We start from the raw sequence: 14,795 nt of genomic DNA, 5'->3' as shown, positions 1-14,795 counted from the left end.
TCGCTGCGGCACAAGTCCGCCGCACGAACGCGAACCCGCCGACAAAACGAATCACGGATTCACTATGCCGAAAAAACGTACTTCTCCCAATCGCAACGTGCAGATTGCCGATCAGATCCAGCGCGATCTGTCTGAACTGCTGCGCGAAGTCAAAGACCCGCGCATCGGGCTCGTCACAATCCAGAGTGTCGAGCTGACGCCGGACTACGCCCACGCGAAAGTCTTTTTTACGACATTGACGGGCGACCCACATCAGACGCGGGACGCGCTCAATCACGCGGCCGGCCACCTGCATAATCAGCTTTTCAAGCGTTTGCATATCCATACGGTGCCGACGCTGCATTTCCACTACGACAAGACGATCGAGCAGGCTGTCGAGATGTCGCGTCTGATCGATGAAGCGAACGCCACGCGCGCGAAAGAAGACTGACTTCGCGTCTTTGACCACACTGCGTTTGCCTCATTGATATGACTGCACCTCAACGCCCACGAATACCGCGTCGCGCGCTGGATGGCGTATTGCTGCTCGACAAGCCAGTCGGCCTGTCGAGCAACGACGCGCTGATTCGCGCGAAGCGTCTCTATCTGGCGAAGAAGGCGGGCCACACGGGCACGCTTGATCCGCTTGCGTCAGGTCTCTTGCCGCTGTGCTTCGGCGAGGCTACGAAGTTTTCCCAGGACCTGCTCGAAGCCGACAAGACCTACGAGGCGACGATGCGCCTCGGTGTCCGTACCACGACGGGCGACGCCGAAGGCGAAGCCGTGCAAACGCGCGATGTGGCATGCGATCAGTCCGCTGTCGAACAGGCGCTGAGCCGGTTCCGCGGAGAAATCGTTCAGGTTCCGCCGATGTATTCCGCACTCAAACGCGACGGCAAACCGCTGTACGAGTATGCGCGCGCGGGTCAGGTGGTCGAGCGGGAAGGGCGGAACGTCACGATTCACGGGCTCGATCTGCTTGCCTGTGCTTTGCCGGATGTCACGTTTCGTGTGACCTGCAGCAAGGGCACGTATGTGCGTACGCTAGCTGAGGACATCGGCGAAGCGCTGGGTTGTGGCGCGCATCTGGTGACGTTGCGGCGCACCGGAGTAGGCGCGCTGACGCTCGAACACGCAGTGACGCTCGATGCGCTGTCGGACGCGGGCGAGAGCGAGCGGGACGCTTGGTTGCAGCCGGTCGATGCGCTCCTGTCGACTTTTCCGTCTGTGGAACTCGACACAGAATCCACGCGGCGCTTTTTGCACGGCCAGCGTTTGCGTCTCGCTGATCTTTCCATCGACGATGCGGTGACACAGGCGCCGCGTGTTCGCGTCTACGGTGAAGGCCGGCTCCTTGGTGTCGCGAAAGCGGCGGAAGGTGTGTTGGCGCCGGAAAGGCTCGTCGTTACCGCTTCGAGCTGAAATACCTGAGTGGTAAAAAAGGCGGACCCGAATGATTGCGGGTCCGCCTTTGATTACCCGACCCGGCCTGCGCCGAACAACGAACCTAGTGTGCTGCCGAAGCCGCTGCGCTCGCGTCGCCTGCGCCGGCTCGCTCTGGCCTCGTGATCCAGATCAACCCGATCAGCACAACGAAGATGCCGGCCGACACGAAGAACAGATCGTTCACGCCCAGTTGCGCAGCCTGCTGCGACACCATGTTGTTGAAGAGCCCGAGCGCCTGCGGCTGGCTGTAGCCCGCCGCACCCATCTGCTGCATCGAATGATCGAACACAGGGTTATAAGCGTTCGCCTGCTCCGTCAGTTGCGCGTGATGCAGGATCGTGCGGTGATCCCACGCCGTCTGGAAGATCGATGTGCCGATACCGCCGCACATGATCCGCACGAAATTCGATAGCCCCGACGCCGCCGGAATCCTGTTGCCTGGCAGCCCCGACAGCGTGATTGACACGAGCGGAATAAAGAAGCCTGCCATGCCGATGCCCTGGATCAACGTCGGCATCAGCAAGGAGAATGTGTCGACGCCCGTCGTATAGCGCGAGCGCATCCAGAAACACAGCGCAAAGACGAGAAACGACGCCGTCGCGATATAACGTGGATCGGTGCGGGGCAGATACTTGCCGGTCAACGGCGACAGCAGGACCGCGAACAGACCGACGGGCGCCATGACAAGGCCGGCGTCGGTAGCGGTGTACCCGATGTCGGTCTGCAGCCACAGCGGCAGCAGGACGAGGTTGCCGAAATAGAGCCCGTAGCCGATCGACAGCGCGACCGTCCCGCCCGTGAAATTACGCCGCGCGAACAGCGACAGGTCGACGACAGGATGCTCGGCCGTCAATTCCCACACGATGAAGAAGGCGAGGGCGATCACCGCGACGAGCGCCAGTACGACAACCGTCGTCGATGAGAACCAGTCGAGGTCCTTGCCTTTATCGAGCATGATCTGGAGCGAACCGACCCAGATAATCAGCAGCGCGAGACCGATGCCGTCGATGGGCGCCTTTTTGACTGCCGAATCGCGGTTGCGGAAGATCGCCCACGTCGCGGCGGCGGCCACGATGCCGACCGGAATGTTGACGTAGAAGATCCACGGCCACGAAATATTGTCCGAGATCCAGCCGCCGAGAATCGGCCCGGCAACCGGCGCGATCAGCGTCGTCATGGCCCACATCGACAATGCCATGGGCGCTTTCGCACGCGGGTAGCTGGCGAGCAGCAGCGTCTGCGACAGCGGAATCATCGGACCGGCCACCGCGCCCTGCAGCACGCGTGACGCGAGCAGGAACGGCAGCGTCGGCGCGAGACCGCACATCCACGACGAGATGACGAAGAGAACAATCGACGCCATGAAGAGCCGCACCTGGCCGATGCGGTCCGTCAGCCAGCCGGTCAGCGGCACGGAGATCGCGTTCGCGACCGCGAACGACGTGATCACCCACGTGCCCTGGTCGGACGACACCCCGAGATCGCCGGATATGGACGGGATCGATACGTTCGCAATCGACGTGTCCAGCACGTTCATAAAAACCGCCAGCGAGACGGCAATCGTCCCGATGACCAGTTGCGCACCCTCGAGCGGCGGGTGCGGCGCTTGAGCCTGAGCCATGGAAGTCTTCTTATGGTGCGATGCCAGCGGAGCGGCTTACATCAGCTTCGCCGCGCCCTTTGCGGCGCGATCCGCTGCCTTTTGCGCGCCGCTATACTGGCCGCCGTTGGGGCCGGCGTTGGCTGCAATGATGCGGGCGATTTCGGCGTCGGCTTCGTCGCCGTACCTGTCGAACACGTTGGTCTCATAGACCGTGTTCGGCGCATTGCCGAGTTCACCACCGCTGCCGTCCTTGATGTTCACGTCAGCCTGCATTGACAGGCCGATCCGCAGCGGATGTGTTTCAAGTTCCTTCGGATCAAGGGCGATACGCACCGGCAGACGCTGGACGACCTTGATCCAGTTGCCCGTCGCGTTTTGCGCAGGCAGCAGCGAGAACGCCGAGCCCGTGCCGGCCGAGAAGCCGATCACCTTGCCGTTGTACTTGACGCTCGAGCCGTACACGTCCGCAGTCAACTGGACCGGCTGACCGATACGCATATGTTTCAGCTGGACTTCCTTGAAGTTCGCGTCGACCCACACAGCCTCCAGCGGCACGATCGCCATTAGCGGCGTACCCGGCGAGACGCGCTGGCCAACCTGCACCGAACGCTTCGCCACGTAGCCCGTAACCGGCGCCGGCAGCGTGTTACGCGCGTTGGCGAGGTAGGCGTCGCGCACCTTCGCGGCAGCTGCCTGCACGTTCGGATGGTTGGCGATAGTCGTGTTCGCGGTCAACGCACGGTTCGCGGCGAGCTGCTGCTGGGCGGCGTCGACAGCGGCCTGCGCACTCTTGACGGCGTCGCGGGCATGCGAGATTTCTTCCTGCGACACGGCGCCGGTCTGCGCGACCGTCATACGGCGCTTCAGGTCGTCCTGTGCGCGTGAGAGATCCGACTGACGCTGCGCAACCTGCGCGAGGTACTGGCTGTCGTCGGCGAAGAGGCCACGCACCTGGCGCACCACCTGCGCGAGATTCGCTTCCGCCGATTCGAGGGCGACGCGCGAATCGGCCGGATCGAGCAGGACGAGCGGATCGCCGGCCTTTACGATCTGCGTGTCGTCGGCTTTGACGGCGATCACCGTGCCGGTGACCTGCGGCGTGATCTGCACGACATTGCCGCTCACATATGCGTCATCGGTTGCTTCATGGAAGCGTGCGACGAGGAAGTAGTACAGGCCGTACGCAATCGCCGCAATCAGGATCACGATGACGAGCAGCGTCATCATGCGTTTGCGCTTGCCGCTGTTTGCCGTTTGCGTGCTGGCGGCGGGCTGTTGGGGGGTGCTCATTGATGTGCTCCGTGTTCTCTCAGTCTTCGTCGGTTATCCGGATTGGCATTCGCTCAGTTGGACGCATGCGCCGATGACGGCGGCGCGTCGGTTGGCACTACGAGCCCGGTTGCCGTCGCATCGAAGCCGCCGCCGAGCGCCTTGATGAGGCCGATCTGCAGGTCGCGGCGCCTCATCTTCAGGTTGGTCACCGTCTGTTCGGCGGCGAGGCGGTTCTGGTCGGCGTTCAGCACCTGCAATTGCGGCGACAGTCCCGCCTTGTAGCGGATGACGGCCAGCTCATAAGCTTTGCTCGATGCATCTAGCGCCCGCTGGGCATCGCCCGACTGTTTGTCGATCGAGCGGATCGACGAGATCTGCGTTGCGACGTCGGCGAGCGCAGTGATGAGCGTCTGGTTGTAGTTCGCCACATCCAGGTCGAAATCGGCGTAACGGCCCTTCAGTTGCGAACGCAATGCGCCACCGTCGAAGATCGGCAGATGGATCGCCGGGCCAAACTGGATCTGACGGCTCGACGAGGTCAGGAATTTGCCCCAGCCGAACGCATCAAAGCCAGCCGCGGCCGCGAGGTTGACGTCCGGAAAGAACTCGGCCTTGGCTTCCTTGATGCCGTGCGTGTCGGCTTCGACCTGCCAGCGTGCTGCCACGATATCCGGTCGGCGCGACACGAGATCGGCCGGCACGTTGTCCGGCAGCACGACCACCGCACCCGGATTCAGAACGGGCTTTGCTATCTGCAGCCCACGATCCGGCCCCTTGCCGAGCAGCGCGCCGAGCTGGTAACGCACCGTTGTGATCTGGCCGTCGAGATCGGTCAGGTTGGCCTGGCTCGTCGCGATGTTGCCGTTCGCGGTCTGCTTCTCGACATTGGTGTCGAGGCCCGCCGCGACGCGGCCGTTGGTGATCCGGCTGATATCCTGGCGATTGTCGATCTCGCGTTGGGCAATCTCGCGCAACGCATAGAGTTGCGCCAGCTGGTTGTACGTGCTCGCAACCGACGACGCGAGCGTCACGCGCGCCTGCTGCACGTCCGCTTCCGCCGCTTTTTCCTGCGACACGGCCTGGCCTAGACGCTGGCGGTTCTTGCCCCAGAGGTCGAGGTCCCACGACGCACTCGCCAGCACGTTGTTCTCGCTATACCAGGTGCCACCGTACGGCGGCGGAAAGAGGGCATTCGCCGAATACAGTTCGCGCGTCCACGAATAGCTACCCTCGACCTTCGGATACAGGTTCGAGCGGGCGCTTTCGATATACGACGAGGCCTTCGCAAGACGCGCCTGCGCCTGGGCGATCGACGGGCTGCCGTCAATTGCTTCGTTGATCAGCGCGGGCAGTTGTGGGTCGCCGAACTGATTGGCCCAGTTGAGCGATGGCCACTGGCCGCCCTGCGCCGGGAGGCTCTGCGCCGATTCGAACTGCGCCGGCGCTGCCATCTGCTTGTCGCTCTTGATGCCGAGGTAGTTCGCGCAGCCCGTGAAGGCGAGCGCTGCCACCGCAGCGGCGACAGCAGCCCGGCACGACAGCGCCGGCGCGGACAGGGAAGGGGATTTCATCGCTCGACTCTTCTTTGCGTGGAAGGTAATGATGGACGCTGCAACTAAATTCTTACGATTTGTTATCGGGAGTGATTGCCATGTCACGGATCATCCCGGTTTGATCGCCGCTCGTGACGAGGATGCGGCGCAGCATGCTTTTCAGGAAACCGACTTCTTCGGCGGTGAAGCCCGCCAGCAGTTTGTCGATCACGCCGTTAAAGATGGCGGGCATGCGAGCCGCGAGCGCGAGACCTTCCGGGGTCAGGGCGAGCCGCACGGCGCGGCGGTCTTCGCTGCTGCGCACGCGGCTTAGCAGGCCGCGCTTTTCCAGGCGATCGATCAGGCGCGTCACGGCGCTTGCGTCGATGCCATATTCGCGCGCCAGTTCGGCAGCCAGCAGACATTTACCGCTGGCGACCATGAACAGAATGCTGGCCTGCGTACTGGTAATGCCCAGTTCGGCCATTGTGCGCTGCGTGACCATGTTCGACATCGTCGATTTCACGCGGGAAAGGAGGTAGCCGACGCTCTCGCCAAACTGATATTCGGCAATATCGGGCGGCGGCGCGGAGGGCAGATTGGCCATAATTCTCGTGCGACAGCAATGGTTGACCAGGCACGATTATAGGTGCGGTTAGTTGACGCGGCAAGCGTTATTACAGCTTAGGCAAGGAACTTTTGTCGCTCAAGAAGGATATCTTTTGGGCGCTTGCCTGAAAATGGGATGCAGGCCCAGGCGCTTGGTGAGCAACGGGATGGGGCGTTCGTGTGCGGGCCGGAGAGGGTGCGCGGACGGGGTCCTAGGTGTGTTCCGAGTTGACAGGTCCAAAACTTTCATCTCGGCGTGCTATAATTTTGGGTTCCCAAAAGTGCGCTTTGGGCTTGTTGACAGTTTCAGGAAGCGAGCTGGCGCACTCATCACTGTCTCCAGGTTCCTATGACCCGCGCCCTTCGCAACATCGCAATTATTGCTCACGTCGACCACGGCAAGACCACACTCGTCGACCAGCTGCTCCGCCAATCCGGCACGTTCCGCGAGAACCAGCAGGTCGCCGAGCGCGTCATGGACTCGAACGACATCGAAAAAGAGCGCGGCATTACGATTCTCGCCAAGAACTGCGCGGTCGAATACGAAGGCACGCATATCAACATCGTCGACACTCCGGGCCACGCCGACTTCGGTGGTGAAGTGGAGCGAGTGCTGTCGATGGTCGACTCGGTGCTGCTGCTCGTCGATGCGGTTGAAGGTCCGATGCCGCAAACGCGCTTCGTGACCAAAAAGGCGCTCGCGCTCGGTCTGAAGCCGATCGTCGTCGTCAACAAGGTCGACCGTCCGGGCGCGCGGATCGACTGGGTGATCAACCAGACGTTCGATCTCTTCGACAAGCTCGGCGCCACCGAAGAACAGCTCGACTTCCCGGTTGTCTACGCATCGGGTCTGAACGGCTACGCCGCCCTCGATCCGAGCGTGCGCGAAGGCAACATGCGTCCGCTGTTCGAGGCAATCCTCGAGCACGTGCCGGTTCGTCCGGCGGATCCGGAAGGCCCGCTGCAACTGCAGATCACGTCGCTCGACTATTCGACGTACGTCGGCCGTATCGGCATTGGCCGTATCGCCCGTGGCCGTATCAAGCCGGGACAGCCGGTTGTGGTGCGCTTTGGTCCGGAAGGCGAAACGATCAATCGCAAGATCAACCAGGTGCTGTCGTTCCACGGTCTGGAGCGCGTTCAGGTTGAATCGGCGGAAGCGGGCGACATCGTGCTGATCAACGGTATCGATGAAATCGGCATCGGCGCGACAATCTGTGCGCCGGAAGCGCCGGAAGCGCTGCCGATGATTACTGTCGACGAGCCGACGCTCACGATGAACTTCCTCGTGAATTCGTCGCCGCTCGCGGGCAAGGAAGGCAAGTTCGTGACGAGCCGCCAGATCCGCGACCGTCTGATGAAGGAGCTGAATCACAATGTGGCGCTGCGCGTGAAAGACACGGGCGACGAAACGGTGTTCGAGGTGTCGGGCCGCGGCGAACTGCACCTGACCATCCTGATCGAAAACATGCGCCGCGAAGGCTACGAGATGGCCGTGTCGCGTCCGCGCGTGGTGCTGCATGAAGTCGATGGTGTGAAGCACGAGCCGTACGAACTGCTCACGGTCGACCTCGAGGACGGGCACCAGGGCGGCGTGATGGAAGAACTGGGTCGCCGCAAGGGCGAAATGCTCGACATGGCATCGGACGGCCGTGGTCGCACGCGTCTCGAGTACCGTATTCCGGCGCGTGGCCTGATCGGCTTCCAGGGCGAGTTCCTGACGCTCACGCGTGGTACGGGTCTCATGAGCCACGTGTTCGACGAGTACGCACCGGTCAGGGAAGGCTCGCTCGGCGAGCGCCGCAACGGCGTGCTGATCTCGCAGGACGACGGTGCCGCCGTCGCCTACGCGCTGTGGAAGCTGCAGGATCGCGGCCGTATGTTTGTGAAGCCGGGCGACGCGCTGTATGAAGGCATGATCATCGGCATTCACAGCCGCGACAACGACCTTGTCGTGAACCCGATCAAGGGCAAGCAGTTGACCAACGTGCGCGCGTCGGGTACCGACGAAGCCGTGCGTCTCGTGCCGGCAATCCAGATGTCACTCGAGTACGCAGTCGAGTTCATCGACGAAGACGAACTGGTCGAGGTCACGCCGCAGTCGATCCGTCTGCGCAAACGCCATCTGAAGGAACATGAGCGCCGTCGCGCGAGCCGCGAAGCTGCGGTCGACTAAGCCGGGCAACCGGTGGTTGGAAGAGACATAAATCTATGTGCAAAAGCCACCTTCGGGTGGCTTTTGCTTTTTCCGGATCGACATTTGTGCGTTGCAAAACCGCTGGAAAATCATATGCAAAACCAGCAAAACCCCGCTGCGACGGGCTTTCGCGGCGGGCGGCCAGCTATCTGGAGTATCGGTTCTGTGATATGCTTTTCAAGATGCAAGTTAAGGTCCTTCCAAGCAAGACTTGATTCGCGCAATCCGCTAAACGGTCAGGCCGTGTCGCGGAAGGTTTTGTAACCCGCTATTTCTCGAGAAGCTCGAAGAAAGGTGAGCGTAAACATGATGAAGCAATTCCAGTCGAACTCTTATCTGTTCGGCGGCAACGCTCCGTACGTAGAAGAGCTGTACGAAGCGTATCTCGATAATCCGGCGTCAGTGCCCGAGAACTGGCGTGAGTATTTCGACGCGTTGCAGAACGTTCCGGCATCGGACGGCAGCAACGTGAACGACGTGGCCCACGGCCCGATCGTCGAGTCATTTGCCCAGCGGGCCAAGGCCAATGCCTTCATCCCGCGCGCCGGCGGCGAAGATCTCGCTACCGCGCGCAAGCAGGTCTATGTGCAGTCCCTGATCGGCGCATATCGCTTCCTCGGCTCGCAATGGGCCAATCTGGATCCGCTGAAGCGCCGCGAACGTCCCAATATCCCCGAGCTCGAACCTGCGTTCTACGACTTCACTGAAGCCGATATGGACCAGACGTTCAACGCGAGCAATCTGTACTTCGGGTTCGAGCAGGCATCGCTGCGCGAAATCATCAAGGCGCTGCGCGATACGTACTGCGGCACGATCGGCGCCGAGTACATGTACATCAGCGATCCGGAGCAGAAGCGCTGGTGGAAGGAGCGTCTCGAGTCGATCCGCTCGACGCCGAACTTCTCCGCCGACAAGAAAAAGCACATCCTGAACCGCTTGACGGCATCTGAAGGCCTCGAGCGCTTCCTGCATACCAAGTACGTCGGCCAGAAGCGCTTCTCGCTGGAAGGCGGCGAAAGCTTCATCGCGTCGATGGACGAAGTCGTGCGTCACGCAGGCGCGAACGGCGTCCAGGAAATCGTCATCGGCATGGCCCACCGCGGCCGTTTGAACGTGCTGGTCAATACGCTTGGCAAGATGCCGGCTGACCTCTTCGCCGAGTTCGAAGGCAAGCACGTCGACGATCTGCCGGCTGGCGACGTGAAGTACCACAAGGGCTTCTCGTCGGACGTGTCGACGGAAGGCGGCCCGGTTCACCTGTCGCTCGCGTTCAATCCGTCGCACCTTGAAATCGTCAACCCGGTGGTCGAAGGTTCCGCGAAGGCGCGGATGGACCGTCGCGGCGACGACAACGGCCTGCAGGTTCTGCCGGTGCAGATCCACGGCGACGCGGCCTTCGCAGGCCAGGGCGTCGTGATGGAAACGCTGAACCTCGCGCAGACGCGCGGTTACGGCACGCACGGCACGCTGCACATTGTCATCAACAACCAGATCGGCTTTACGACGTCCGATCCGCGCGATGCGCGCTCGACGCTGTACTGCTCGGACGTGGTCAAGATGATCGAAGCGCCGGTGCTGCACGTGAACGGTGACGATCCCGAAGCGGTCGTGCTGGCTACGCAGATGGCGATCGACTTCCGGATGCAGTTCCACAAGGATGTCGTGCTCGACATCATCTGCTTCCGCAAGCTGGGTCACAACGAGCAGGACACGCCGGCGGTCACGCAGCCGCTGATGTACAAGACCATCGCGAAGCACCCGGGCACGCGCGCGCTGTACGCCGAAAAGCTTGTGCAGCAGGGCGTGATCACCGCAGAAGAAGGCGACGAATTCGTCAAGGCCTACCGCAAGGCGATGGACGAAGGTCATCACACGATCGACCCGGTGCTCTCGAACTACAAGAGCAAGTACGCGGTCGACTGGGTGCCGTTCCTGAACCGCAAGTGGACCGACGCAGCGGATACGGCCGTGCCGCTCGCCGAACTGAAGCGTCTCGCGGAACGCATCACGACGATTCCGGAGAACTTCAAGGTTCACCCGCTCGTCGAGCGCGTGATCAACGACCGCCGCGCGATGGGCCGTGGGGAAGCGAAGCTCGACTGGGGCATGGGCGAACACCTCGCATTCGCTTCGCTGGTGGCGTCGGGCTATGCAGTGCGCCTGACGGGTCAGGACTCGGGCCGCGGCACGTTCACGCACCGTCACGCCGTGCTGCATGACCAGAATCGCGAACGCTGGAACGACGGCACGTATGTGCCGCTGCAGAACATCGCCGAAGGTCAGGCGAAGTTCACCGTGATCGACTCGGTGCTGTCCGAAGAAGCCGTGCTCGGCTTCGAATACGGCTACTCGACCGCTGAGCCGAACACGTTCGTCGCATGGGAAGCGCAGTTTGGCGACTTCGTCAACGGTGCGCAGGTCGTGATCGACCAGTTCATCTCGTCGGGCGAAGTGAAGTGGGGCCGCGTGTCGGGTCTCACGATGCTGCTGCCGCACGGCTACGAAGGTCAGGGTCCGGAGCACTCGTCGGCACGTATCGAGCGTTTCCTGCAACTGTGTGCAGATCACAACATGCAGGTCGTTCAACCGACCACGCCGGCGCAGATTTTTCACCTGCTGCGTCGCCAGATGATCCGCCTGTTCAGGAAGCCGCTGATCGTCGCCACGCCGAAGTCGCTGCTGCGTCACAAGGAAGCCGTGTCGGACCTGTCGGAACTCGCGAAGGGTTCGTTCCAGCCGGTGATCGGCGAAGTGGACGAAGCCATCGACACGAAGAAGGTCAAGCGCGTGCTGGTCTGCTCGGGCCGCGTGTACTACGACCTCGTCGCGCATCGCCGCGAAGCGAAGGCAAACGACGTCGCGATCATCCGTATCGAACAGCTGTATCCGTTCGCGCACAAGCAGTTCGAAGCGGAAATGAAGAAGTACGACAACGCGACGGAAGTGGTCTGGGTGCAGGACGAGCCGCAGAATCAGGGCCCGTGGTTCTACATCGAGCATCACCTGAAGGAAGGCATGAAGGACGGGCAGAAGCTGGCATACAGCGGCCGTCCGGCTTCGGCCTCGCCGGCAGTCGGCTACTACGCGAAGCATTACGAGCAGCAGAAGGTGTTGGTCGAAGGTGCATTCGGTCGTCTGAAGAGCGCGTCGATCGCCAAATAACTACTTGAACCGAACCGGGAAAGCGCAGCGCGCTTTCCTGTGCCGCGTTTGATGGGTTGTTAGCGGGATGCTCACAGCGCATACACGGTTCGCAGACGGTTCGTTGTCACCAGATACGTATTCAGGAATATCACAATGGCTATTGTTGAAGTCAAGGTTCCCCAGCTTTCCGAGTCGGTCTCGGAAGCCACGATGCTGCAGTGGAAGAAAAAACCCGGTGAGGCTGTCGCGCAAGACGAAATCCTCATCGAAATCGAAACAGACAAGGTTGTGCTCGAAGTGCCGGCTCCGTCAGCTGGCGTGCTCGCGCAGGTCATCAAGAACGACGGCGATATCGTGGTCGCCGACGAAGTGATCGCCAAGATCGACACCGAAGGCAAGGCTGGCGCCGCTGCCGTCGAAGCAGAAGTGAAGCCGGCACCGGCAGCGACTGCTGCTCCGGCACCTGCCGCACAGGCCGCATCCGCAACGGGTGCGAACACGGCGGCATCGCCCGCTGCTGCCAAGCTGATGGCAGAAAAGAATCTGTCGGCTGGCGACGTCGCCGGCTCTGGCCGCGATGGCCGCATCACCAAGGGCGACGTGCTGACGGCAGGCGTGGCCGCACCGGCTGCCCGGGCTGCTGCACCGGCACCGGCTGCCGCACCGAAGGCCGCGAAGCCGGCGCTGCCGGACGTGAAGGCGCCGGCATCGGCCGAGCAATGGCTGCGTGACCGTCCGGAACAACGCGTCCCGATGTCGCGTCTGCGTGCGCGTATTGCCGAGCGTCTGCTCGAGTCGCAGCAGACCAACGCCATCCTCACGACGTTCAACGAAGTGAACATGGCGCCGGTGATGGACCTGCGCAACAAGTACAAGGACAGGTTCGAGAAGGAACACGGCGTGAAGCTCGGCTTCATGTCGTTCTTCGTGAAGGCCGCCGTGCACGCGCTGAAGAAGTTCCCGCTCGTGAATGCGTCGATCGACGGTAATGACATCGTCTATCACGGCTACTTCGACATCGGTATCGCTGTCGGCTCGCCGCGCGGTCTGGTGGTGCCGATCCTGCGCAATGCAGATCAGATGAGCCTCGCCGACATCGAAAAGAAGATCGCCGAATTCGGCCAGAAGGCCAAGGACGGCAAGCTGTCGATCGAAGAAATGACGGGCGGCACGTTCTCGATCTCGAACGGCGGTGTGTTCGGCTCGATGCTGTCGACGCCGATCATCAACCCGCCGCAGTCGGCGATTCTCGGTGTGCACGCCACGAAGGAACGCGCTGTGGTCGAGAACGGCCAGATCGTGATCCGTCCGATGAACTACCTCGCGCTGTCGTACGACCACCGGATCATCGACGGCCGCGAAGCGGTGCTGTCGCTCGTCGCCATGAAGGATGCGCTGGAAGACCCGGCACGCCTGCTGCTCGACTTGTAAGCACCTGCACTCGCGCATTCAGTCTCTCGCATTGGCTTGAGCCGGAGCAGTGCGCGCCATGAAACATGGCCGCGCACTGCTCCGTCATCAAAAGGATTGTCATGTCCAAAGAATTTGACGTAGTCGTGATCGGGGCAGGTCCCGGCGGCTATATCGCAGCCATCCGCGCCGCACAGCTCGGCAAGTCGGTGGCCTGTATCGAAAAGTGGAAAAACCCGGCCGGCACGCTGAAGCTTGGCGGCACGTGCCTGAACGTGGGCTGCATTCCGTCGAAGGCGCTGCTCGCATCGTCGGAAGAATTCGAAAACGCTTCGCATCACCTCGCTGATCACGGCATCAGCGTGTCCGACGTGAAGGTCGACATCACGAAGATGCTGGCCCGCAAGGAAGGCATCGTCGAGAAGATGACGAAGGGCATCGAGTTCCTGTTCCGCAAGAACAAGATTACGTGGCTGAAGGGTCACGGCAAGTTCACCGGCAAGACTGACGCCGGCGTGCAGATCGAAGTGAGCGGCGAAGGCGAAACCGAAGTCGTCACAGCGAAGAACGTGATCATCGCGACCGGTTCGAAGGCGCGCCATCTGCCGAACGTGCCGGTCGACAACAGGATCGTCGCCGACAACGAAGGCGCACTGACGTTCGACGCCGTGCCGAAGAAGCTCGCCGTGATCGGCGCGGGCGTGATCGGCCTGGAACTCGGCTCGGTGTGGCGTCGTCTCGGCTCAGACGTGACGGTGCTCGAAGCACTGCCGGAATTCCTTGGTACCGCCGACCCGGCGCTCGCAAAGGAAGCGGCCAAGCAGTTCAAGAAGCAGGGCCTCGACATTCATCTCGGCGTGAATATCAGCGAAGTGAAGGCAACGGATAAGAGCGTATCGATTGCCTACACCGACAAGGACGGCAACGCGCAGACGCTCGACGCCGACCGTCTGGTCGTGTCGATCGGCCGCGTGCCGAACACCGATAACCTTGGGCTCGAAGCAATCGGCCTGAAGGCCAATGAGCGCGGTTTCATCGACGTCGACAGCCACTGCGCGACGAGCGTGCCGAACGTGTACGCCATCGGCGACGTGGTGCGTGGCCCGATGCTCGCGCACAAGGCGGAAGACGAAGGCGTGATGGTCGCTGAAATCATCGACGGCCAGAAGCCGCACATCGACTACAACTGCATTCCGTGGGTGATCTACACCGAGCCGGAAATCGCATGGGTCGGCAAGACGGAGCAGCAGTTGAAGGCAGAAGGCCGCGAAGTGAAGACGGGCCAGTTCCCGTTCATGGCGAACGGCCGCGCGCTTGGCATCAACAAGGCGGATGGTTTCGTCAAGATGATCGCCGACGTGAAGACCGACGAACTTCTCGGCGTGCACATCATCTCGGCGAACGCGTCGGACCTGATCGCGGAAGCCGTGGTGGCGATGGAGTTCAAGGCGGCGTCGGAAGACATCGGGCGCATCTGCCATCCGCATCCGTCGCTGTCGGAAGTGATGCGTGAAGCTGCGCTGGCTGTCGACAAGCGCGCGCTGAACATGTAAGGCGTGCCGGTCGACTGATCGCATCCTCGCATCACACTACGAAGGCGGGC

Annotated in this window: 10 protein-coding genes; 6 read left to right on the top strand and 4 right to left on the bottom strand. The window is 61.8% G+C overall.

What is annotated here, in order from left to right; translation table 11 throughout:
- Positions 1–64 precede the first annotated feature (64 nt).
- Both rbfA and truB read left to right on the top strand, forming a co-directional pair.
- Positions 65–430, top strand: a complete 366-nt coding sequence (gene rbfA, locus B0G77_RS19840) for a 30S ribosome-binding factor RbfA (protein ID WP_133663650.1) — start codon at positions 65–67, stop codon at positions 428–430.
- 38 nt (positions 431–468) lie between these two features.
- A complete protein-coding gene (gene truB / locus B0G77_RS19835) occupies positions 469–1,401 on the top strand; it encodes a tRNA pseudouridine(55) synthase TruB (protein WP_133663649.1) in 933 nt (310 codons plus the stop codon).
- Positions 1,402–1,486: 85 nt separating this feature from the next.
- Here the strand turns inward: truB and B0G77_RS19830 are convergent, their stop codons facing one another.
- Genes B0G77_RS19830 through B0G77_RS19815 form a run of 4 tightly spaced genes read right to left on the bottom strand, consistent with a single transcriptional unit; the run spans position 1,487 to position 6,439 of the window.
- Positions 1,487–3,046: a DHA2 family efflux MFS transporter permease subunit gene (locus tag B0G77_RS19830; RefSeq protein WP_133663648.1), complete on the bottom strand. Its 1,560-nt coding sequence runs from the start codon at positions 3,044–3,046 to the stop codon at positions 1,487–1,489.
- Positions 3,047–3,082: 36 nt separating this feature from the next.
- The gene (locus B0G77_RS19825) at positions 3,083–4,318 is read right to left on the bottom strand and encodes an HlyD family efflux transporter periplasmic adaptor subunit (RefSeq protein ID WP_133663647.1); all 1,236 of its coding nucleotides are present in this window, start codon (positions 4,316–4,318) and stop codon (positions 3,083–3,085) included.
- 53 nt (positions 4,319–4,371) lie between these two features.
- Positions 4,372–5,871 carry an efflux transporter outer membrane subunit gene (locus B0G77_RS19820; RefSeq protein ID WP_133663646.1) on the bottom strand — a complete coding sequence of 500 codons (1,500 nt, stop codon included), beginning with the start codon at positions 5,869–5,871 and terminating at the stop codon, positions 4,372–4,374.
- Between the two features lie 52 nt (positions 5,872–5,923).
- A complete protein-coding gene (locus B0G77_RS19815) occupies positions 5,924–6,439 on the bottom strand; it encodes a MarR family transcriptional regulator (protein WP_133663645.1) in 516 nt (171 codons plus the stop codon).
- 351 nt (positions 6,440–6,790) lie between these two features.
- Here B0G77_RS19815 and typA point away from each other — a divergent pair, with 351 nt between their 5' ends.
- The 4 genes from typA to lpdA all read left to right on the top strand — a co-directional run bounded on the left by typA (position 6,791) and on the right by lpdA (position 14,745).
- Positions 6,791–8,617, top strand: coding sequence for a translational GTPase TypA (typA, locus tag B0G77_RS19810; protein WP_133663644.1), 1,827 nt, complete (start codon positions 6,791–6,793; stop codon positions 8,615–8,617).
- Between the two features lie 327 nt (positions 8,618–8,944).
- Positions 8,945–11,800 (top strand): 2-oxoglutarate dehydrogenase E1 component, encoded by a 2,856-nt coding sequence (locus B0G77_RS19805; protein WP_133663643.1) that lies wholly within the window; start codon positions 8,945–8,947, stop codon positions 11,798–11,800.
- 135 nt (positions 11,801–11,935) lie between these two features.
- A complete protein-coding gene (odhB, locus tag B0G77_RS19800) occupies positions 11,936–13,213 on the top strand; it encodes a 2-oxoglutarate dehydrogenase complex dihydrolipoyllysine-residue succinyltransferase (protein ID WP_133663642.1) in 1,278 nt (425 codons plus the stop codon).
- A 101-nt stretch (positions 13,214–13,314) separates the two neighbouring features.
- The gene (gene lpdA, locus B0G77_RS19795) at positions 13,315–14,745 is read left to right on the top strand and encodes a dihydrolipoyl dehydrogenase (RefSeq protein ID WP_133663641.1); all 1,431 of its coding nucleotides are present in this window, start codon (positions 13,315–13,317) and stop codon (positions 14,743–14,745) included.
- Positions 14,746–14,795: the final 50 nt, after the last annotated feature.

The sequence above is a fragment of the Paraburkholderia sp. BL10I2N1 genome, assembly GCF_004361815.1.
GTDB lineage: Bacteria > Pseudomonadota > Gammaproteobacteria > Burkholderiales > Burkholderiaceae > Paraburkholderia.
This window is presented reverse-complemented; position numbering and strand designations above follow the sequence as displayed.